The organism is Burkholderia sp. MBR-1 (assembly GCF_013822785.1).
GTDB lineage: Bacteria > Pseudomonadota > Gammaproteobacteria > Burkholderiales > Burkholderiaceae > Burkholderia > Burkholderia vietnamiensis.
On record NZ_CP053609.1, the window covers coordinates 308,902 to 328,313 of the forward strand.

Consider the following 19,412-nt stretch of genomic DNA (forward strand, 5'->3'; position numbering starts at 1 on the left):
GACCGCCCGTACTACATACTCGCGCCGAATTTCCGGCAAACCTCCGGCGGGATCCGCGCAATGCACTACCTGTGCCACACGCTGAACCTGCTCGGCCACGAAGCGTACGTCTGCACGCCGGTCGTGCATCCCGACCTGCGCACGCCGCCGCTGACCAACGACATCGTGCAGGCGCACGCCCGCGCGAATCGCAGCCCGATCGTCGTCTACCCGGACGTCGTCACCGGCAATCCGTTCAACGCGCGCTGCGTCGTGCGCTACCTGCTGGCCGAGCCCGGCCGCATCAACGGTGAACCGATCGCCCTGCAGCCGGACGACCTCATCTTCACGTTCGGGCCGTCGCTGGTGCCCGAAGGATGGAAGGCGGACCTGCTGCGCATGCCACTGGTCGACACGCGCATTTTCAACAGCGACGGTGTCGACGACGCCCGCCGCAACGGCACGGCCGTCTTCATCAATCGCCACCTGCGGCGCGGCGGCACGCTGCATCCGGTGACCGCCGAGTCGATCGAAATCTCGACCCGCGTGCCGGAACGTTCGGCGCACGAACTCGCGGCGCTGTTCCGACAGGTCGAGTGCGTGTACATGTACGAATGGTCGACCGCGGTGTTCGAGGCGCTGCTGTGCGGCTGCCCGGTCGTGTGCATCATGAATGACGCGTCGCTGTCGGAGCCGACCCGGTGGGTGATGGACGGCAAGGGCATCGCGTGGGGGCTCGACGAACACGAGATCGCTCACGCGAAGGCCACCGTTCATGAAGCGCGCAGCGTCTACCTGAAGGAAGAGGAGACCTTCTGGCAGCAGTTGCAGAACTTCGTCGAACGGACCCAGGCCCACGCGGACACGCTGGATGCGCAGGCCGTCGCAGCGGGCGCGGCCGCCCAAGGGCAGTCGGCATCCACGCCGCGCTCGTGCATCGCGGTCGTCACCGCCGAACCAGCCGACCACGCGCACACCAGCCTGCGCTTCGCGCAGCCGTTCGCGCGGCTGGACCGCGAATGGGCGCTGACTTTCCCCGTCACGCCAGCCGGCATCGATCCCGACGCGCTGCAGCGCGCGGACCTGATCGTGCTGCAGGGCGACACGCCCGGCCTGCTGTCCCCCGCCACGCTGGAACACCTGTTCTCGCTCGGCAAGCCGGTCGTCCTCGAGATCGACGCGCCGCTCGACACGCTGCTCGCCGACATCCCCGGCGCGGCCGACAACGCGCGCCGCAAGGCGGGCATCCGCAGCGCCGTGCAGCGCGCGCATGCGCTCGTCGTGCCGTCGGAAGCGCTGGTGCGGCAGTACCGTCATGTCAACGCATCGGTCCACGTGCTGCCGACCGGCGTCGATCTCGAGCGTCTGCACCGCGCGGCGCCCGGCGTGCGCGACCACGTGAACCTCGCGGTTTCCGGCACCGGTCTCGACGGCGCGCGTCTCGAGCAGGTCCGCCTCGCGCTGGCCGAGCTCCGCCGCCGGTTTCCGGGGAAGCTCCGGGTGTCGTTCGTCGGCGCGGCGCTGCCGGCCGGCTGGGACCGCGAACCGGACGTCACGCTGATCGCAGAGCCTGCCGCTTACGAGAGCTACGCCGACGCGCTGAAGCGCGCGGACCTCGACATCGCGCTGGTCGCGGCGCCGGTCACGTTGCGCGGCGATGCGCCGCCGCGCGCATGGCTCGAATGCTCGGCGGTCGGCGCGGCCACGGTGCTCGTCGCCACGCCGGCAGAAGGCTGCTCGGTCGTCCACGGCCGCACGGGCTGGCTCGTCGCCGACACCGCCGACGCGTGGGTCGACGCGATCGCGCACCTGATCGAGCATCCGCAAACCCGCGCGCAACTCGCCGCGGCCGCGCAGGATGAGATCCGCGCGCAGCACGACATCGGCCGCAACGCCCCGCGCCACGGTGCCCTGTACGCGCGACTGCTGGCGGAGAACCGGACGCTGGCGCCGGTCGCCGCGACCGCGGACGCCGCACCGCGCCGCAAGCGCCTGATCGTGTATTCGATCGATCCGGACGCATGCGCGTCGTCGCGAATTCGCCTCACGCTGCCGTTCGGTCTGCTGAGCGACGAATGGGAACTCGTCCCGGGCATCCGGGACGGCCAGATCGACAGCAGCGCGCTGGCAACGGCCGACGCCATCCTGCTGCACCGGCTGACGCCCGGCATACTGACCGGCAACGACCTGTACACGATCTTCAAGCATGAAAAGCCGGTGATCTACGAGACCGACGACCTGCTGACCGAGTTGCCGGCCTCGCATCCGCTCGCCGCGCAAGGCGAGATGGCCCGCGCGGGGATCGAGCTCCTGCTGCGCAACGCGGACGCCGTGATCGTATCCACGCCGTTCATCGCCAGCCGCTACCGGCTGTTGCACCCGCGCGTTCACGTGCTGCCCGACAGCGTGGACTTCGACCGGTTCTACCGCCCCGTGACGGCGCGCGGCGACGATTGCGTGACGATCGGCATCGCCGGTGCGTCGCTGCGCGCCGACAACTTCGCGCTCGTCGACGCGGCGCTGCAGGCGATCTGCGCGCGCCATCCCGGCAAGGTCAGGGTGAGTTTCGTCGGCGCGGACGTCCCGCCGGGCTGGGCCGGCCACCCGGCCGCCGGGTGGGAGCCAGAGCTTCACGACTACGACGCGCACGCACGACGCCTGCCGGAACGGCGCTGGGACATCGCACTGCTGCCGCTCGCCGACCACGACTACAACGCCGGCACGAGCACGATCCAGTGGCAGGAATACGCGGCGGCCGGCATCGCCTCGATCGTCAGCCACCGGCCAGCCTATCGCTTCGCGCTGCACGACGGCTGCGACGGCCTGCTGGTCCCGGATGCGCCGCAGGCCTGGGTCGACGCGCTCGACCGGCTGATCGCGAACCCGGCGCTGCGCCGCGGGCTCGCGCGCACGGCGCAGGCGAAGGTCCGCAAGCATCACGCGCTGCAGCAGGTGCTGCCGCGCTATCGCCATGTGTATCAGCAGTGCATCGACAAAGGCGCTGTCGGCAACCAGCCCGGCCGGACGGATGCGCCGATCCTCGGCGCGCTGATCCTGGACGCCGAGGGCGATCTCGACAAGGTTCGGCTGAGTCTGCAGGAAATCGCAAGGCGGCCGGAACAGGATCTGCTGGCGGTCGTGCTGACCACGTCGCAGGCGCCGCTGCCCGAATGGACCGACAAGCTGCGCTACCTGCACGCGCCCGCGCACGAGTACACGGCCACCGTCGAGCAGCTCTGCGCACTGCCGGCGTTCGACTGGACGCTGATCGTCGAAGCGGGCGACGGGCGTGCCGCGCAGGCACGAACGCCCGCCGATGCCGCGATCGCGTAGTTCGGCGCGCGCCGCGCCGCTTGCCTGACGCCGGCGGCCCGGCGCGCTACCCGGCAGCGCGCCCTGTGTTCAGTTGCTCGAACAGCCGCCGCAACTGCTCGAGCTGCATGAGCTCGACGAACTGCACGAACTCGAACTACTGCTGTCCCCGGCGCCCGAGTCGGACGAACCGCTCGACCCGCCGGTTTTCACGGCGACGGGCGGCGGCGCCATCAGCACTTCCGAATGCGCGGCCCACACGGTGCCGGCGAGCGCGCCGGCGCCGAACGGCGCGGCCGTCCACAAGAGCCCGTCCGGCGTCGCACGGTCGCCCCGGCGTTCGCCGCGGTGCGCGTCAAGCGCCACCGCGCCCGAAGCCGGGCAGGCGTCCGACCATGAAGTGGTACGCGACCATGAACGCCGTCATGAAAATCATCAGCGGCAGCATGGGCTGGCCGCGGGTCAGGCCGACCGGGAGCTTCGCCGCGCCCGCGCAGAACACGAGCAGCGGGATCGCGCGCGCGGCGGGCTCGCTCGACGGGCCGTCGCGCAGTTCTGCGCACTGCACCGGGGCGTCGGCGGGCACGACCGGCTCAGCCACGGGGCACGACCAGATCGCTTCGGGCGGCTCGCAGCCACAGCCTGCGGTAGCTGTCGAGCGTCTGCCGGCAGTGCCGCGCGTACTGCGCGGCCTCGTCGGGCGCGCCCGCGCCCGGCACGTGGTGCAGCGGCGCGCGCAGCACGCCGGCGCAGAACACGTCCCGGTATTCGCGCGTGTATTGCAGGTGCAGGTGCCATGCGGCGTCGACCGCGCGCGACGGCGTGACCGGATGGCCGGCTGCCTGCGCGAGGATCCAGATACAACAAATCAAACGAAACACGAAATTATTTCAAAAATACATAAGCATTAAATTGCACCAGAACCAATTAATTCGGCGCGACCATACGAAATAAAACACCGAGCGAAAAAATCACTCGGACTGCAAACTAAAATAACCCCGTCAAATCTGACAGATAGGAATTTGGCAACCACCGCCTAATATTCTTCTGCCGACCCGATTCAATTTCGGCCACACTACCCCCAAAAAAACTACGGGGATAGCCGTTAACAAAATGATTAGAAGAGGGCAAAAATGGGTGTTTATATCATTGAATATGGTCAAGATACCAACTTCGTGCTCGCCGTCCAGGACCAAATGCTGGGCTCGTCGGTCGTAATCAAGAACAAGAAAGGGCTCGCGCCGCGATATGCCTTTTGGGATGTCGACTTCGACAGCGGCGTCATTTCGCTCAATTCGAGTGGCGGCGGGATTGCGATCGGTGCAACGCCGATCGCCGCCGAATCCTATGCGAAGCTCGCCCTTCGTCAGGATGCGATACATTTCGATTTCTTCCTGCATCCCGGCTACCTCATGGTCGATGTCAATCCGCCCCTGTGCCTCGACGTCAAGGACCGCAGAATTGCCGACGGGACGCCGACGTGGCTCTACCCGTACAACGGCTCGCCGGCTCAACAGTGGAATCTCATCCCGCTGCGCAACCTCAACGCGTTCGAATAAGACGCCGATCGAGGTCGACAGGCTCGTAGCGAGCCTTCCAGACCTTGGTCGCTCGAGCGCCGCTCGAGTCTGATCACGCCGTTGATACTGAAGCCCGCGGACCAGGAGTTCGCGGGCTTTTTCGTCGTGATCTGTCCCGCCGCAATCGAATACACGTGCTCTGCGCCGCGCGCGGGGCATCGTCGCTGCATGGATGATTGGCTGACCTGAACCGGCACGTTGAGAGCCTGCTTCGCGAAGGCACGTGTTCGAAGCCGATCACGATGCCCGCCGTGTGGGCGTGGAGTCTGGCGGTCTCCCGACTGACTGGAGGTCGCGCCGCAAACGGCCGAGCTGGTGCCAGCTGCAATTTAGCTGCAACGGGTCTGCACGACGAAGGGAAAAAACCGCTGAGAGCCTGACTAGGCTTGGCGCGCCCGGCTGGGATCGAACCAGCAACCCCTGCCTTCGGAGGGCAGTACTCTATCCATTGAGCTACGGGCGCATATGACAGTGACGACGGTGAAACGACCCCGATAAACCAGTCGCCACCGTTGGCAAGACGGCAAGGATACCCGGTTTCCCATGACGCGTCCACCTCGCGCCCGAATCCCCGTCCGGCCGGCTTCCCGTGCGGGTAAACACGCGCCGCCGCGCCGCTCGCCGTGATGTAAACGTTCCGTCTATAATCGTCCGTGCTTCATTGGACTGCCATTTTGCCGTTGCACCGCGCACAATTCCTAATCACGGAGACGAGGCAAGCATGAGCGAAGCACCCCACGAATCTCCCGTCAAAACTCCCGGGCAGCTGATTGCCGTTGTCATCGCGTCATTCGCCATTCCGATCGCCCTGATCGTCCTGTTCGCCAGCTATGCCAACCACGCGTTCCGTTCGGGCGCGGGCACCGACGCGCTCTCCGACCAGCAGGTCGCCGCACGCATCGCGCCGATCGCGCAGGTCGAGGTGAAGGACGCCAACGCGCCTCGCACCTACAAGACAGGCGAGGAAGTCTACAAAGCCGTGTGCGTGACCTGTCACGGCACCGGCGCGGCCGGCGCGCCGAAGTTCGGCAACAAGGACGACTGGGCGCCGCGCATCGCGCAGGGCTACGACACGCTGCTGAAGACCGCGCTGTCGGGCAAGGGCGCAATGCCACCGCGCGGCGGCACGAACCCCGACGACGTCAGCGATTATGAAATCGCCCGCGCGATCGTCTACATGACCAACAATGCAGGAGCGAACTTCGCCGAACCCGCCGCGCCGGCCGCCAACGCCACACCGGCCGCGGGCGGCGCATCGGGTGCAGCAGGCGCATCGGGCGCCGACGCATCGAACGCACAGGCCGCCGCGGCAATGGCCGCGATCGCCGCAATTCCGAAGGCCGGCGACACGCCCGCGGCCGCGCCGACCAGCGCCGACGCCGCGTCGGCCGGCAAGGCGCTGTACACGCAGGTATGCCAGGCCTGTCACGCAGCGGGCGTGCTCGGCGCACCGAAATTCGGCAGCAAGGAGGACTGGGCGCCGCGCCTGAAGGACTCGATGGACACCGTCTACAACTTCGCGCTGCACGGCAAGGGGGCGATGCCGCCGAAGGGTGGCTCGAACGCGTCCGACGCCGACGTGAAGGCGGCCGTCGACTACATGGTCAACGCGGCGAAGTAACGCGCTCGCCGGCCAACGGAAAAAACCCCCGCGATGCACTCGCATCGCGGGGGTTTCTTTTTACCGGGCTGGCAGATCGAGCGTCGCCTCGGAACGGCGCAACGATTCGCGGAATTACTTCTGCAACAACGCCTTCAAACTCGCGAGCCGGTCCTTCGGCGTCATCGGCGCTTCCTCCGGCGTCGGCGGCGGCGCTTCGTCGAGCCCCATCTCGGGGATGAAGCGCGACGGCTCGCACACCACCGTCTCCCGCGCCCGCTTGCGCTTCTTGCACCAGTTCAGGTGCAGGCTGCGCTGCGCGCGCGTGATCGCGACGTACATCAGCCGGCGCTCCTCCTCGATCCGCTCGCTGTCGACCGGGCCGTCGTCGTCGCTGCCGCCGCGGTGCGGCATGATCCCTTCCTCGACGCCGACCAGGAACACGTGCGGATACTCGAGCCCCTTCGACGCATGCACCGTCGACAGACGCACCGCGTCCGGGTCCTCGTCCTTGCCTTCGAGCATCGACATCAGCGCGACCGTCTGAATCAGGCCGAGCAGATTCTTGCCGGTGTCCGCCAGCCCGTCCGCGTTGTGGAAGCCCTCGGCCTCGCCGTCCACGGCTTCGGTCTCCGGCTTGGTGCCCTTGCGCTTCAGCCATTCGAGGAATTCGAGCACGTTCTGCCATTTCGACTGCGCCTGCCGCTCGTCGAACGCGTCGTACAGGTACGCCTCGTAGTGAATGGCGTCCATCATGTCGTCGAGCACGACGCTCGCCGGCTCCTTGTCCGCACGCTCGGTCAGGCGCTGGATGAAGTCGCAAAACATCCGCAGCGGCTCGACCTGCCGCGCCGACAGCCGCGCCTCGATGCCGCCCATGTACACGGCCTCGAACAGCGACACCTTCGCCTGCCCGGCAAACGAGCCGAGCGCCTCGAGCGTCGTATTGCCGATCCCGCGGCGCGGCGTCGTGACCGCGCGGATGAACGCGGGATCGTCGTCGGCGTTCGCGATCAGCCGCAGATACGCGCACAGGTCCTTGATCTCCGCCTTGTCGAAGAACGACTGGCCGCCCGACAGCACGTACGGAATCCGCTCGCGCCGCAGCACCTGCTCGAAGATCCGCGCCTGGAAGTTGCCGCGATACAGGATCGCGTAGTCGCGAAACTGCGCGCGCCGCTCGAACTTGTGCGCGGACAGCCGGAACACGACCGATTCGGCCTCGTGCTCCTCGTCGTTGCACGGCGTGACGGTGATCGAATCGCCCATCCCGTGCTCGGACCACAGCTTCTTCTCGAACAGCTTCGGGTTGTTCGCGATCACGTTGTTCGCGGCGGTCAGGATCCGCACCGTCGACCGGTAGTTCTGCTCGAGCTTGATCACGTGCAGCTTCGGGAAATCCTTGCCGAGCTGCGCGAGGTTCTCGAGCGTCGCGCCGCGCCAGCCGTAGATCGCCTGATCGTCGTCGCCGACCGCCGTGAACGCGGCGCGCGGGCCGGCCAGCAGCTTCAGCAGCTCGTACTGGCACGCGTTGGTGTCCTGGTATTCGTCGATCAGCAGGTAGCGCAGCTTGTTCTGCCAGCGGTCGCGCACCTGCTCGTTGTTCGCGAACAGCTCGGCCGGCAGGCGGATCAGGTCGTCGAAATCGACGGCCTGGTACGCGTGCAGCGTCGCGACGTAGTTGCGGTAGACGAGCGCGGCCTGGTGTTCGTCCTCGTTGGCCGCGATGGTCATCGCCTCCTCGGGCATGATCAGGCCGTTCTTCCACAGCGAGATGGTGCTCTGGATCTTGCGGATCAGCCCCTTGTCGGTGGTGCCGATCTGCTCCTGGATCATGCCGAAACAGTCGTCCGAATCCATGATCGAGAACTGCGGCTTCAGGCCCACGTGCTCGGCTTCCTGACGCAGGATCTGCACGCCGAGCGAGTGGAACGTGCACACGGTGAGCTGATTGACGGGCACCTTGCGGCCTTCCTTGCCGGGCGTGGTGAGCGTCTTGCCCTCCAGCAGCTTCGACACGCGCTCGCGCATCTCGGCGGCCGCCTTGTTCGTGAAGGTGACGGCCGCGATGTGGCGCGGCTCGAAGCCTTTCGCTTCGATCAGGTGCGCGATCTTCTGCGTGATCACGCGGGTCTTGCCGCTGCCCGCGCCGGCGAGCACGAGGCAGGGACCGTCGAGGTAGCGCACCGCTTCGTTCTGAGCGGGGTTGAGGCCTGCGGACATGATGGCGGATGATGTTGCGGTTGACGGCGGAACGCCGGGAGGATGCCGCGCGCGCGACGGCTGGAATGCAGGCTCACGCGCGGGCAGGACGCGCATGTTAACACGTCGGCGGCCCGCTTTTCGGGAGGCCCGCCGTATGGGGCAGAGCGGGCGGGACGCCCACGGGCCGCCCGCGGGACGCTCGTTTTCGCGGGTCGGCCGAACGGCTAATCCGGCCCTCTCGTCGCCATTTCGCCGGTCCGATCGGCCACAATGGCTGCACGTCCGGCGCGCTGCTCGGCCCCGCGCCGGGCCGCCCCGCCCCGCCACTTCACCGGATCGACTCCATGGGATACCCGCTTGCCACCGCCGCCCTCGGCCCGCTGCTGTTCCTGCAAGGCCGTCACGTACGCCGCGTCACGCCGCGGCTGCCCGAGGCAGCCGGCCCGCGCGACGGCGTGACCGGCGACGGCCCGCCGCTGCGCGTGCTGGTGGTCGGCGATTCGGCTGCCGCGGGCGTCGGCGTCGCGTCGCAATGCGACGCGCTGTCCGGGCAACTGGCGCGGCGGCTCGCCGCCACGCATCGGGTGCACTGGAAACTGCTCGCCCGCACGGGGCTGACCACGCGCGAGCTGATCGACTGGCTCGCGACCGAGCCGGCCGGGCGGTTCGACGTCGCGGTGACGTCGCTCGGCGTCAACGACGTGACGGGCGGCGTGCCGCCGGCCCGCTGGCGCGCGCAGCAGGCCGAGCTCGTGCAACTGCTCGCCACGCGCTTTCAGGTCGCGCACGTGATCCTGTCGGCCGTGCCGCCGATGGAGCGCTTCCCCGCACTGCCTCAGCCGCTCGCGTGGTATCTGGGGCGGCGCGCGAAACGGCTCAACGCGGCGCTGGCCGAATGGGCGGCGCCGCGGCCGAACTGCACGTTCCTGCGCGTCGCGCTGTCGTTCGAGCGCGACCAGATGGCCGCCGACGGCTTCCATCCGGGCGCGGCGGCCTGCGAGGCTTGGGCCGCGCAGGTCGCCGACGCGGTGGCGCGGCAGCGAGCTGCTGCGTGACGGCGCGCGATAGCGGGCGGCCGGTTGCGGCACCGCATCCGCAACAGTGCCGCCCACAAAGGCACGGCGAATGCCTGCCGCGCCGACGCGGTTGCCGCTTGCCGCTTGCCGCTTGCCGCTTGCCGCTTGCCGACGGGCATTCTGCCGGCCCCGGCGATGCGGGTCGCCGCGCCATGCCAAAATAGCCGGTCGTCCCCGCGCCAACCCGGCGCGCCATCCTTTCGTTTCGTACGCAGCCAGGAATTGCCATGTCGTCATTGCTCAGGATTGGTTTGATGGGTTTCGGTTTCGCCGGCGCGACGTTCCACGCGCCGGTGATCGCCACGAGCGGCCGCACCGAGGTCACCGCGATCTCAACGGGGCAACCCGATCGCGCGCGCGCCGCATATCCGGGCGCGCGCATCGTCCCCGACCTCGAAACGCTGCTGCGGCTGGACGTCATCGACTGCGTGGTGATCGCCACGCCGAACGACACGCACTTCACGCTCGCGCGCCAAGTGCTCGAAGCCGGCCGCCACGTGGTCGTCGACAAGCCGGTCACGCTGACCGCCGACGAAGCGCTCGCGCTCGCCCGGCTCGCCAACGCGCGCAGCCGCCTGTTCGCGCCGTTCCACAACCGCCGCTGGGACGGCGACTTCCTCACCGTGCGCCGGATCGTCGAATCGGGCGAGCTCGGCCGCCTCACCTACTTCACGTCGCACTTCGACCGTTTCCGCCCGACCCCGCGCACTCGCTGGCGCGAGGAGCCGGCCCGCGGCGGCGGCCTGCTGCTCGACCTCGGCCCGCATCTGATCGATCAGGCGCTCGCATTGTTCGGCCTGCCCGAGACGGTCAGCGCGACGGTCAAGACGCGCCGCGACAACGGCACGGCGCCCGACTTCGTACACCTGATGCTCGGCTACCCGGACAAGGACGTCGCGCTGCACGCGAGCGCGCTGTCGGCGATCGAGCCCGCGCGCTTCACGCTGCACGGCACGCGCGGCAGCTACCAGAAGTTCGGGCTCGACACGCAGGAGGACCAGCTGAAGGCCGGCCTCACGCCCGACGACGTCGAATTCGGCGGCGGCAACCCGCCCGGCGTGCTGCGCACGCTCGAAGGCGAGGTCGAGGTCGAGCGGCCGGTGCCGACGCTCGACGGCCAGTACGCGGAGTTCTACCGGGCGCTCGCCGCGGCCGTCCACGACGGCGCGCCGTTCCCCGTCACGCCGCAGGACGCCGTCGACGTGATGACCATCATCGAGCTTGCCGCGCAGAGCGAACACGAAGGCCGCCGCGTACCGTTCGTACGGCGCGTCGTCTGAAAGGCGGTCGGCGCGGGCCCTTGCCGCGCCGGCCGTCGCGGCAAGCTCGATCCGCGGTCCGGCCGCACCGTGCCGCGCGCCCGCGCGGCGGCCGCTCGCGCCGCATCACGGAACAACCCCGCCGAACAAACCGTTACAAATGGTGCGGGAACGAAAGTCAGCGCTGCCCCGGTCTGACGCGTTTCTCAAAAAGTCGATCCGACACCAAACCGTCAGGAGAATTGTGATGCAACGGTTGATTCGCGCAGCGGCATGCTGCGTTCTGGTTTCCGCACTCGCGGCCTGTGTCGTGCAGCCGCCGCGATCGGTCCGGCAGGTTCCGCCGCCGCCGCCGCGCCCGAACCCGCAGGTCGTCGCCAACGAGCGCATGCAGGAAGTGCAGGGCCGGATCGACAATCTGCACCGCCGCATCGACGCGCGCGTGAACGGCGGCTACTATCCGCCGCCGTACGGCGCGCAGCTGCACCATCGCCTCGACGTGATCCGCCAGGAGGCGAGCGACATGTCGACGCAGCACAGTGGCGGTCTGTCCGGCGACGAGCAGCGCGTGCTGAACCAGGAACTCGACACGGCCGCACGCGCGATCGGCGAGTGACGCCGGGCGCGCGCGGGCGCCGGCGAGCACGTCGGCGCCCGCGCCGCGCTTGTCGCGAAGCGACATTCTTTTGCTCAAATTGACAACGCCGACCCGCTCGCGTACAGTCGCCCGCACGCGTCGGGAGAGCGCGTGACCGCATAGTCGATACGCCGGTCGCGCCGCCGAAGGGGCACACCCGCAAACTCTCAGGCAAAAGGACCGACCGCGTCGGGGAATCCCGTTCCGCGCATTGCGCGGGCCGCCTTCCCCGCACTCTGGAGAGCGGCAGTAGCCCGCTGCGCACATGCTGCGCGGGCAGGCTGCCCACCGAAGGGGCGCGCGTTTGCCGGCTTGGTCCGCAGCGCAATCTCTCAGGTATCGAGGACAGAGGGGCATGTACCGGATCGCTCGCAGGCCACACGGCCGCGAAGGTCCGCACATGGCCGTTCTGACCCGCGCGCAAGCGCCTTGCCTGAGGCCTCGATGACTGCCCTGAATCACACCCCGCTCAACGCCGCGCACCGCGCGCTCAATGCCCGCATGGTCGACTTCGGCGGCTGGGACATGCCCGTCAACTACGGCTCGCAGATCGAAGAGCACGAAGCCGTGCGCACCGACGCCGGCATGTTCGACGTGTCGCACATGTGCGTCGTCGATTTCACCGGCAGCCGCGTGCGCGCGTTCTTCGAGCATGCGCTCGCCAACAACGTCGGCAAGCTCAAGACGCCCGGCAAGGCGCTCTACTCGTGCCTGCTCAATCCGCAAGGCGGCGTCATCGACGATCTGATCGTCTATTACTTCACCGAAGACTTCTTCCGCGTGGTGGTCAACGCCGGCACGGCCGAGAAGGACATCGCGTGGTTCAACCAGCTCAACGAACAAGGCGGATACGGCCTGACGATCGCGCCGCGCCGCGATTTCGCGATCGTGGCCGTCCAAGGCCCGAACGCCCGTGAAAAAGTCTGGGCCACCGTGCCCGCCGCGCGCGCCGCGACGAGCGAGCTCAAGCCGTTCAACGCCGCGCAGGTCGCCGGCACGCCGTTCGGCGATCTCACCGTCGCGCGCACCGGCTACACCGGCGAAGACGGCTTCGAAGTGATCGTCCCCGCCGTGCACGTCGTCGCGCTCTGGAACGCGCTGCAGCAAAACGGCGTGCGCCCGTGCGGGCTCGGCGCGCGCGACACGCTGCGCCTCGAGGCCGGCATGAACCTGTACGGCCAGGACATGGACGAAACCGTGTCCCCGCTCGACGCCGGCCTCGCATGGACGGTCGATCTCTCCGCCCCGCGCGAATTCGTCGGCCGCCCCGCGCTCGAGCGCGACGGCACGCGCGCCGCGTTCGTCGGCCTGATCCTGCAGAAGGAAAACGGCAAGGCGGGCGGCGTGCTGCGCGCGCACCAGAAAGTCGTCACGCCGCACGGCGAAGGCGAGATCACGAGCGGCACGTTCTCGCCGTCGATGCAGGAGTCGATCGCGTTCGCGCGCGTGCCGGCCGCCGTCCAGCTCGGCGACATCGTCCATGTGCAGATTCGAGACAAGCAACTTCCCGCGCGCGTGGTAAAACTGCCGTTCGTGCGCAACGGCAAGGTCCTCGCTGCGTAACGACCGGGAAGCGGCCACGGCCGCCGCCCGGCAAAGCCGGGAATGGCGCCCGGCGCAACCCCATCCGGCGCACCCCGACGGCGCGCCAGCATAACGAACACATCTTTTATCCAGGAGCATCCGATGAGCAACGTCCCGGCCGATCTGAAGTACACCGACGAACACGAGTGGGTCCGCACCGAGGCAGACGGCACGCTGACGGTCGGCATCACCGATCACGCGCAGAGCACGCTCGGCGACATCGTCTTCCTCGAGCTGCCGCAAGTCGGCAAGTCGGTGAATGCGGGCGACGCGGTGGGCGTCGTCGAATCGGTGAAGGCGGCATCCGACATCTACTCGCCAGTGTCCGGCGAAGTCGTCGCGATCAACGAAGAAGCGACCGATTCGCCCGAAGGCGTGAACGGCGACGCCTATGGCGTGTGGCTGTTCAAGCTGAAGCTCGCCGACGGCGCATCGACCGACAAGCTGATCGACGCCGCCGCGTACAGCAAGCTGATCGACTAATTCCCCTACCCGAACCGCGCGCGGCCGGCCAGCCGGCGCGCGCGGGACCAGAGTCACGCCATGAAGCACGAACACCCGGACCGCCTGATGAACCGCACGCCCCTCTCGCTCGCCGCGCTCGAAACGCACGACGCGTTCGCAGAACGCCACATCGGCCCCGATGCCGCCAGCCAGCAGGCCATGCTCGACACGCTCGGCTTCGCGTCGCGCGCCGCCCTGATCGACGCCGTGATCCCCGCGTCGATCCGCCGCGCCGAAGCGCTGCCGCTCGGCCCGTTCGCGCAGCCGAAGAGCGAGGCCGAAGCGCTCGCCGCGCTGCGCGCGCTCGCGGACAAGAACCAGGTGTTCCGCTCGTACATCGGCCAGGGCTATTACGACTCGCACACGCCGGCCGTGATCCTGCGTAACGTGCTCGAAAACCCGGCGTGGTACACGGCGTACACGCCGTACCAGCCCGAAATTTCCCAGGGCCGCCTCGAGGCGCTCCTGAACTTCCAGCAGATGGTCGTCGATCTGACCGGCCTCGCGATCTCGAACGCGTCGCTGCTCGACGAAGCAACGGCCGCGGCCGAAGCGATGACGCTGCTGCAACGCACCGGCAAGCCGAAGTCGAACGTGTTCTACGTGGCCGACGACGTGCTGCCGCAAACCCTCGAAGTAGTCCGCACGCGCGCGCTGCCGATCGGCATCGAAGTGAAGACCGGCCCGGCCGCCGAGGCCGCGCAGGCCGGCGCGTTCGGCGTGCTGCTCCAGTATCCGGGCGTGAACGGCGACGTGCGCGACTACCGCGCGCTCACCGACGCGATCCACGCGGCGGGCGGCCATGTCGTCGTCGCGGCCGACCTGCTCGCGCTGACCGTGCTGACGCCGCCCGGCGAATGGGGCGCGGACGTCGCGGTCGGCAACACGCAGCGCTTCGGCGTGCCGATGGGCTTCGGCGGCCCGCACGCCGCCTACATGGCCGTGCGCGACGAATTCAAGCGCCAGATGCCGGGCCGTCTCGTCGGCGTGACCGTCGACGCGCAGGGCAAGCCCGCGCTGCGCCTCGCGCTGCAGACGCGCGAACAGCACATCCGCCGCGAGAAGGCCACGTCGAACGTGTGTACCGCGCAGGCGCTGCTCGCGATCATGGCGAGCATGTACGCGGTCTATCACGGCCCGCACGGCCTGAAGACGATCGCGCTGCGCGTGAACCGCATCGCCGCACTGCTCGCCGCGGGCGTCAAGCAGCTCGGCTTCACGACCGTCAACGACACCTTCTTCGACACGCTGACGATCGACGCCGGCGCACGCACCGCGCAGCTCCACGCCTTCGCGAACGCGAAGCGCATCAACCTGCGCCGCGTCAGCGACACGCAAGTCGGCGTGTCGGTCGACGAAACGACGACCCGCGACGACCTCGCCGATCTGCTGGCCGTGTTCGCGCAGGCCGCGGGCGGCACCGCGCCGGACGTCGACGCGCTGGACGCGGGCCTGCCCGGCGTCGCCGCGCTGCCGGCCGGCCTCGAGCGCACGAGCGCGTACCTGACGCACCACGTGTTCAACCGCCACCATTCCGAAACCGAGATGCTGCGCTACCTGCGCAGCCTGTCGGACAAGGACCTCGCGCTCGACCGCTCGATGATTCCGCTCGGCTCGTGCACGATGAAGCTGAACGCGACGTCGGAAATGCTGCCGGTCACGTGGCCCGAGTTCGGCCGCATCCATCCGTTCGCGCCGTCCGAGCAGACGGCCGGCTACCGCGAGATGATCGACCAGCTCGAGCAGATGCTCGTCGCGGCCACCGGCTACGCGGCCGTGTCGCTGCAGCCGAACGCCGGCTCGCAGGGCGAGTACGCGGGGCTGCTGGTGATCCATGCGTACCACGCGTCGCGCGGCGAAGCGCATCGCGACGTCTGCCTGATCCCGGCGTCCGCGCACGGCACCAACCCGGCGTCCGCGCACATGGCCGGCATGAAGGTCGTGGTCGTCGCGTGCGACGCGCAGGGCAACGTCGACATCGCCGACCTGAAAGCGAAGGCCGAACAGCACGCGAACGACCTCGCGGCGATCATGATCACGTATCCGTCGACGCACGGCGTGTTCGAGCAGAACGTGCGCGAGATCTGCGAGATCGTCCATGCGCACGGCGGCCAGGTGTACGTCGACGGCGCGAACATGAACGCGATGGTCGGCCTCACCGCGCCGGGCCAGTTCGGCGGCGACGTGTCGCACCTGAACCTGCACAAGACCTTCTGCATCCCGCACGGCGGCGGCGGCCCGGGCGTCGGCCCGGTCGCGGTCGGCCCGCACCTCGCGAAGTTCCTGCCGAACCAGCGTTCGACCGGCTACGCGCGCGGCGAAGAAGGGATCGGCGCGGTGTCGGCCGCGCCGTACGGCTCCGCGTCGATCCTGCCGATCTCGTGGATGTACATCGCGATGATGGGCGCGAAGAACCTGACCGCCGCCACCGAGACGGCGATCCTCAACGCGAACTACATCGCGAAGCGCCTCGCGCCGCACTACCCGGTGCTGTATTCGGGCCCGGGCGGACTCGTCGCGCACGAGTGCATTCTCGACCTGCGGCCGATCAAGGAAACCAGCGGCATCACCGTCGACGACGTCGCGAAGCGCCTGATGGACTACGGCTTCCACGCGCCGACGATGAGCTTCCCGGTGCCCGGCACGCTGATGGTCGAGCCGACCGAATCGGAATCGCAGGAAGAACTCGACCGCTTCATCGCCGCGATGATCGCGATCCGCGAGGAAATCCGCGCCGTCGAGGAAGGCCGCGCCGACCGCGAGGACAACCCGCTGCGTCACGCGCCGCATACGGCAGCCGTCGTCACCGCGAACGAGTGGCCGCATGCGTACTCGCGCGAGCAGGCCGCGTATCCGGTCGCATCGCTCGTCACGAACAAGTACTGGCCGCCGGTCGGCCGCGCGGACAACGCATACGGCGACCGCAACCTGTTCTGCTCGTGCGTGCCGATGTCGGAATACGCATAACGCGCGGCGACACCGGCCTCCGATCGTGACCGGACCGCACGCAACCGCTGGTTGCGTGCGGTTTTTGCGTTGTCGGCCGGGCCGTCCGGTGCGCGCTGGACCGCCGATCGGGCTAACATCACACGCGATCCAGCCAATCAAGGAGTTCCGCATGGTGCGTCCGATGTTTCCGGGCCATGGTGCAACGCAGGACCGGCCGGCCACGCGCCGTTCGTTGCCGTTGCTCGTCGCGTCGCTGTCGCTCGTCGTTGCCGGCCTCGGTACGGCCGGCAGCGCGCGCGCTGCCATGAATTTCTGCGCGGCGCCCGCGTTGCAGGCGAGCGAGACGACGCAGGCCGAGCCGGGCGTGCAGGCGCTGATCCGCAGCGTCGACGCGCGCATCGGCGAACAGCCGAAGGCGATGCCGCGCGTGCATACCGAAGGCACGCTGCCGCATGAAGGCATCTACGACCAGAGCAACGACGCGCTGAAGGACATGGAGCTGATGCGCGACGCCGCGCTCGCGTGGCGGGTGACCAATGCGCCGCGCTACCTGCAGCTGGTCGACCGCTTCCTGTCCGCGTGGGTGTCGACCTACGAGCCGAGCTTCAATCCGATCGACGAGACGCGCTTCGACAGCCTGATCATCGCGTACGACATGACCGCCAGCGCGCTGCCGGTGAAGACCCGCAACGCGACCGCGGCGTTCATCGCGAAGCTCGGCGCGGGCTACGTCGCGCAGATCGACGCGCAGAAGCGTCCGCTCACCGGCACCTGGCGCAACAACTGGCAGAGCCACCGGATCAAGCTGATCGCGCTGTCGGCCTTCACGCTCGGCGACCGCCGGATGATGAACGCCGCGCAGCGGCTGTTCGTCGAACACCTCGCCGACAACATCGGCGCGGACGGCAAGACCTGGGACTTCGACGAGCGCGATGCGCTGCACTACACGGTGTACGACCTGCAGCCGCTGGTAACGGCCGCGCTCGCCGCACGCCGCTTCAACCGTAACTGGCTGCGCGAGCGCGGCACGAACGGCGCGACGCTCGCGGCCGCGCTCGACTGGCTCGTGCCGTATGCGCGCGGCGAGAAGACGCACGACGAATTCGTGCATTCGGCGGTGCCGTTCGACGCGAAGCGCCGCGAAGCCGGGCTGCCGGGCTACACGGGGCAGTGGGACCCGAAAAACGCCACCGAACTCTTTCATCTGGCCGCGCGGCTCGACGGGCGCTATGCCCGCGTCGCGCGGCAGCTCTCCGTCATGCCGCCCGCATGGCTGGCCGCGTGCCTGCCGCTGCAGGCGCGCTAGCACTACTTTCAACGCAAGGCAGGAATCGAAATGGCAGTCAGCGTGTTTGACCTCTTCAAGATCGGCATCGGCCCGTCCAGCTCGCATACGGTCGGCCCGATGCGCGCGGCGCTGATGTTCGTTCAGGGCCTGGAGCGCGACGGGCTGCTCGACGCGACCGCCCACGTGAAGGTCGAGCTGTACGGCTCGCTCGGGGCGACCGGCAAGGGCCACGGCACCGACCGCGGCGTGATGCTCGGGCTGCTCGGCGACGCGCCCGACACCGTCGATCCGGACACCATCGACGCGCGGCTCGAACAGATCCGCACGTCGAAGCAGCTCGCGCTGCTCGGCAGGCATCCTGTGCCGTTCGTGCTGAAGGAGCACATCGCGTTCTACCGGCAGGCGCTGCCGGAGCATCCGAACGGGATGAAACTGCGCGCCGCCGACGCGGCGGGCGCGGTGCTCGCCGAGCGCACCTATCTGTCGGTCGGCGGCGGCTTCGTCGTGACGGCCGGCGCGCCGAACACGAAGGTGCTGAGCGCGGCCGAGCAGATGACGCATCCGTTTCGCACCGGCGCCGAGCTGCTCGCGCTGGCCGAGTCGACCGGCAAGTCGATCGCGCAGTTGATGTGGGAAAACGAGCGCGCGTGGCACACCGAGGAACAGACGCGCGACGGCCTGCTGAAGATCTGGGCGGTGATGCAGTCGTGCGTGTCGCGCGGCTGCGGGATCGGCAACCCGAACGCCGACGGCAACCTGCCCGGCCCGTTCCAGGTCAAGCGCCGCGCGCCGCAGCTGTATCGCGCGCTGACCGGCAACCCCGAGCGCGCGCTGCAGGACCCGCTGTCGATGGTCGACTGGATCAACCTGTATGCGATCGCGGTCAACGAGGAGAACGCGGCCGGCGGCCGCGTCGTGACCGCGCCGACCAACGGCGCGGCCGGCATCGTTCCCGCGGTGCTGCATTACTACACGCGCTTCACGCCGGGCGCGAACGAACAGGGCGTGATCGACTTCCTGCTGACGGCCGCGGCGATCGGCATCCTGTACAAGCTCAACGCGTCGATTTCCGGCGCGGAAGTGGGCTGTCAGGGCGAAGTGGGCGTCGCGTGCTCGATGGCGGCCGGCGCGCTCGCCGCCGTGCTCGGCGGCACGCCGCGCCAGGTCGAGAACGCGGCCGAGATCGGGATGGAGCACAACCTCGGCCTCACCTGCGACCCGGTCGGCGGGATGGTGCAGATCCCGTGCATCGAGCGCAACGCGATGGCGTCGGTGAAGGCCGTCAACGCGGCGCGCATGGCGCTGCGCGGCGACGGCTCGCACTACGTGTCGCTCGATTCGGTGATCAAGACGATGCGCGAGACGGGCGCCGACATGAAGACGAAGTACAAGGAAACGTCGCGCGGCGGGCTCGCCGTGAACATCGTCGAGTGCTGATG

General features: G+C 68.7%; 12 protein-coding genes, 1 tRNA gene, 1 pseudogene and 2 riboswitches. Of the genes and pseudogenes, 11 read left to right on the forward strand and 3 right to left on the reverse strand.

Features of this window, described 5'->3' with window-relative positions; translation table 11 throughout:
• Positions 1-60: 60 nt before the first annotated feature.
• Positions 61-3,312 (forward strand): glycosyltransferase, encoded by a 3,252-nt coding sequence (locus tag MBR110_RS01490; RefSeq protein ID WP_258569961.1) that lies wholly within the window; start codon positions 61-63, stop codon positions 3,310-3,312.
• A gap of 69 nt (positions 3,313-3,381) precedes the next feature.
• Here the strand turns inward: MBR110_RS01490 and MBR110_RS01495 are convergent.
• A pseudogene (locus MBR110_RS01495) lies at positions 3,382-4,142 on the reverse strand (TIGR04222 domain-containing membrane protein); the annotation flags it as partial.
• Positions 4,143-4,424: 282 nt separating this feature from the next.
• Between MBR110_RS01495 and MBR110_RS01500 the strand changes: the two are divergent.
• Positions 4,425-4,850: an RICIN domain-containing protein gene (locus MBR110_RS01500; protein ID WP_041493721.1), complete on the forward strand. Its 426-nt coding sequence runs from the start codon at positions 4,425-4,427 to the stop codon at positions 4,848-4,850.
• 408 nt (positions 4,851-5,258) lie between these two features.
• Here the strand turns inward: MBR110_RS01500 and MBR110_RS01505 are convergent.
• Positions 5,259-5,334 (reverse strand) — tRNA-Arg (locus MBR110_RS01505).
• A 258-nt stretch (positions 5,335-5,592) separates the two neighbouring features.
• On the opposite strand from MBR110_RS01505, the gene MBR110_RS01510 reads away from it, so the two are divergent.
• A complete protein-coding gene (locus tag MBR110_RS01510) occupies positions 5,593-6,492 on the forward strand; it encodes a c-type cytochrome (RefSeq protein ID WP_014722208.1) in 900 nt (299 codons plus the stop codon).
• 114 nt (positions 6,493-6,606) lie between these two features.
• Here the strand turns inward: MBR110_RS01510 and MBR110_RS01515 are convergent, their stop codons facing one another.
• The gene (locus MBR110_RS01515; RefSeq protein ID WP_011882856.1) at positions 6,607-8,694 is read right to left on the reverse strand and encodes a UvrD-helicase domain-containing protein; all 2,088 of its coding nucleotides are present in this window, start codon (positions 8,692-8,694) and stop codon (positions 6,607-6,609) included.
• Between the two features lie 326 nt (positions 8,695-9,020).
• On the opposite strand from MBR110_RS01515, the gene MBR110_RS01520 reads away from it, so the two are divergent.
• From MBR110_RS01520 to MBR110_RS01555, 8 genes are all read left to right on the forward strand, one after another.
• Complete coding sequence (locus MBR110_RS01520) at positions 9,021-9,731, forward strand: SGNH/GDSL hydrolase family protein (RefSeq protein ID WP_059735508.1); 711 nt, start codon at positions 9,021-9,023, stop codon at positions 9,729-9,731.
• A gap of 248 nt (positions 9,732-9,979) precedes the next feature.
• On the forward strand, positions 9,980-11,032 hold the full coding sequence (locus tag MBR110_RS01525) for an oxidoreductase (RefSeq protein WP_059561604.1): 1,053 nt from the start codon (positions 9,980-9,982) through the stop codon (positions 11,030-11,032).
• 226 nt (positions 11,033-11,258) lie between these two features.
• Positions 11,259-11,627: a hypothetical protein gene (locus tag MBR110_RS01530; protein WP_059460826.1), complete on the forward strand. Its 369-nt coding sequence runs from the start codon at positions 11,259-11,261 to the stop codon at positions 11,625-11,627.
• 111 nt (positions 11,628-11,738) lie between these two features.
• Positions 11,739-11,841, forward strand: a riboswitch (glycine riboswitch).
• A gap of 33 nt (positions 11,842-11,874) precedes the next feature.
• Positions 11,875-12,007, forward strand: a riboswitch (glycine riboswitch).
• An 85-nt stretch (positions 12,008-12,092) separates the two neighbouring features.
• The gene (gcvT, locus tag MBR110_RS01535) at positions 12,093-13,211 is read left to right on the forward strand and encodes a glycine cleavage system aminomethyltransferase GcvT (protein ID WP_011882852.1); all 1,119 of its coding nucleotides are present in this window, start codon (positions 12,093-12,095) and stop codon (positions 13,209-13,211) included.
• Positions 13,212-13,334: 123 nt separating this feature from the next.
• Entirely contained in the window at positions 13,335-13,715 is a 381-nt protein-coding gene (gcvH, locus tag MBR110_RS01540) for a glycine cleavage system protein GcvH (RefSeq protein ID WP_011882851.1), read from the forward strand.
• Positions 13,716-13,775: 60 nt separating this feature from the next.
• Positions 13,776-16,703, forward strand: a complete 2,928-nt coding sequence (gene gcvP, locus MBR110_RS01545) for an aminomethyl-transferring glycine dehydrogenase (RefSeq protein WP_011882850.1) — start codon at positions 13,776-13,778, stop codon at positions 16,701-16,703.
• Positions 16,704-16,854: 151 nt separating this feature from the next.
• The gene (locus tag MBR110_RS01550; protein ID WP_045578623.1) at positions 16,855-17,991 is read left to right on the forward strand and encodes an alginate lyase family protein; all 1,137 of its coding nucleotides are present in this window, start codon (positions 16,855-16,857) and stop codon (positions 17,989-17,991) included.
• 30 nt (positions 17,992-18,021) lie between these two features.
• Positions 18,022-19,410, forward strand: coding sequence for an L-serine ammonia-lyase (locus MBR110_RS01555; protein ID WP_011882848.1), 1,389 nt, complete (start codon positions 18,022-18,024; stop codon positions 19,408-19,410).
• Positions 19,411-19,412 lie beyond the last annotated feature (2 nt).

Coding starts and splice junctions, on each gene's coding strand:
- MBR110_RS01510 (WP_014722208.1), top strand. CDS start 5,593: ATGAGCGAAGCACCCCACGAATCTCCCGTCAAAACTCCCGGGCAGCTG.
- MBR110_RS01520 (WP_059735508.1), top strand. CDS start 9,021: ATGGGATACCCGCTTGCCACCGCCGCCCTCGGCCCGCTGCTGTTCCTG.
- gcvT (WP_011882852.1), top strand. CDS start 12,093: ATGACTGCCCTGAATCACACCCCGCTCAACGCCGCGCACCGCGCGCTC.
- MBR110_RS01525 (WP_059561604.1), top strand. CDS start 9,980: ATGTCGTCATTGCTCAGGATTGGTTTGATGGGTTTCGGTTTCGCCGGC.
- gcvP (WP_011882850.1), top strand. CDS start 13,776: ATGAAGCACGAACACCCGGACCGCCTGATGAACCGCACGCCCCTCTCG.
- gcvH (WP_011882851.1), top strand. CDS start 13,335: ATGAGCAACGTCCCGGCCGATCTGAAGTACACCGACGAACACGAGTGG.
- MBR110_RS01500 (WP_041493721.1), top strand. CDS start 4,425: ATGGGTGTTTATATCATTGAATATGGTCAAGATACCAACTTCGTGCTC.
- MBR110_RS01530 (WP_059460826.1), top strand. CDS start 11,259: ATGCAACGGTTGATTCGCGCAGCGGCATGCTGCGTTCTGGTTTCCGCA.
- MBR110_RS01550 (WP_045578623.1), top strand. CDS start 16,855: ATGGTGCGTCCGATGTTTCCGGGCCATGGTGCAACGCAGGACCGGCCG.
- MBR110_RS01490 (WP_258569961.1), top strand. CDS start 61: ATGCACTACCTGTGCCACACGCTGAACCTGCTCGGCCACGAAGCGTAC.
- MBR110_RS01555 (WP_011882848.1), top strand. CDS start 18,022: ATGGCAGTCAGCGTGTTTGACCTCTTCAAGATCGGCATCGGCCCGTCC.
- MBR110_RS01515 (WP_011882856.1), bottom strand. CDS start 8,694: ATGTCCGCAGGCCTCAACCCCGCTCAGAACGAAGCGGTGCGCTACCTC.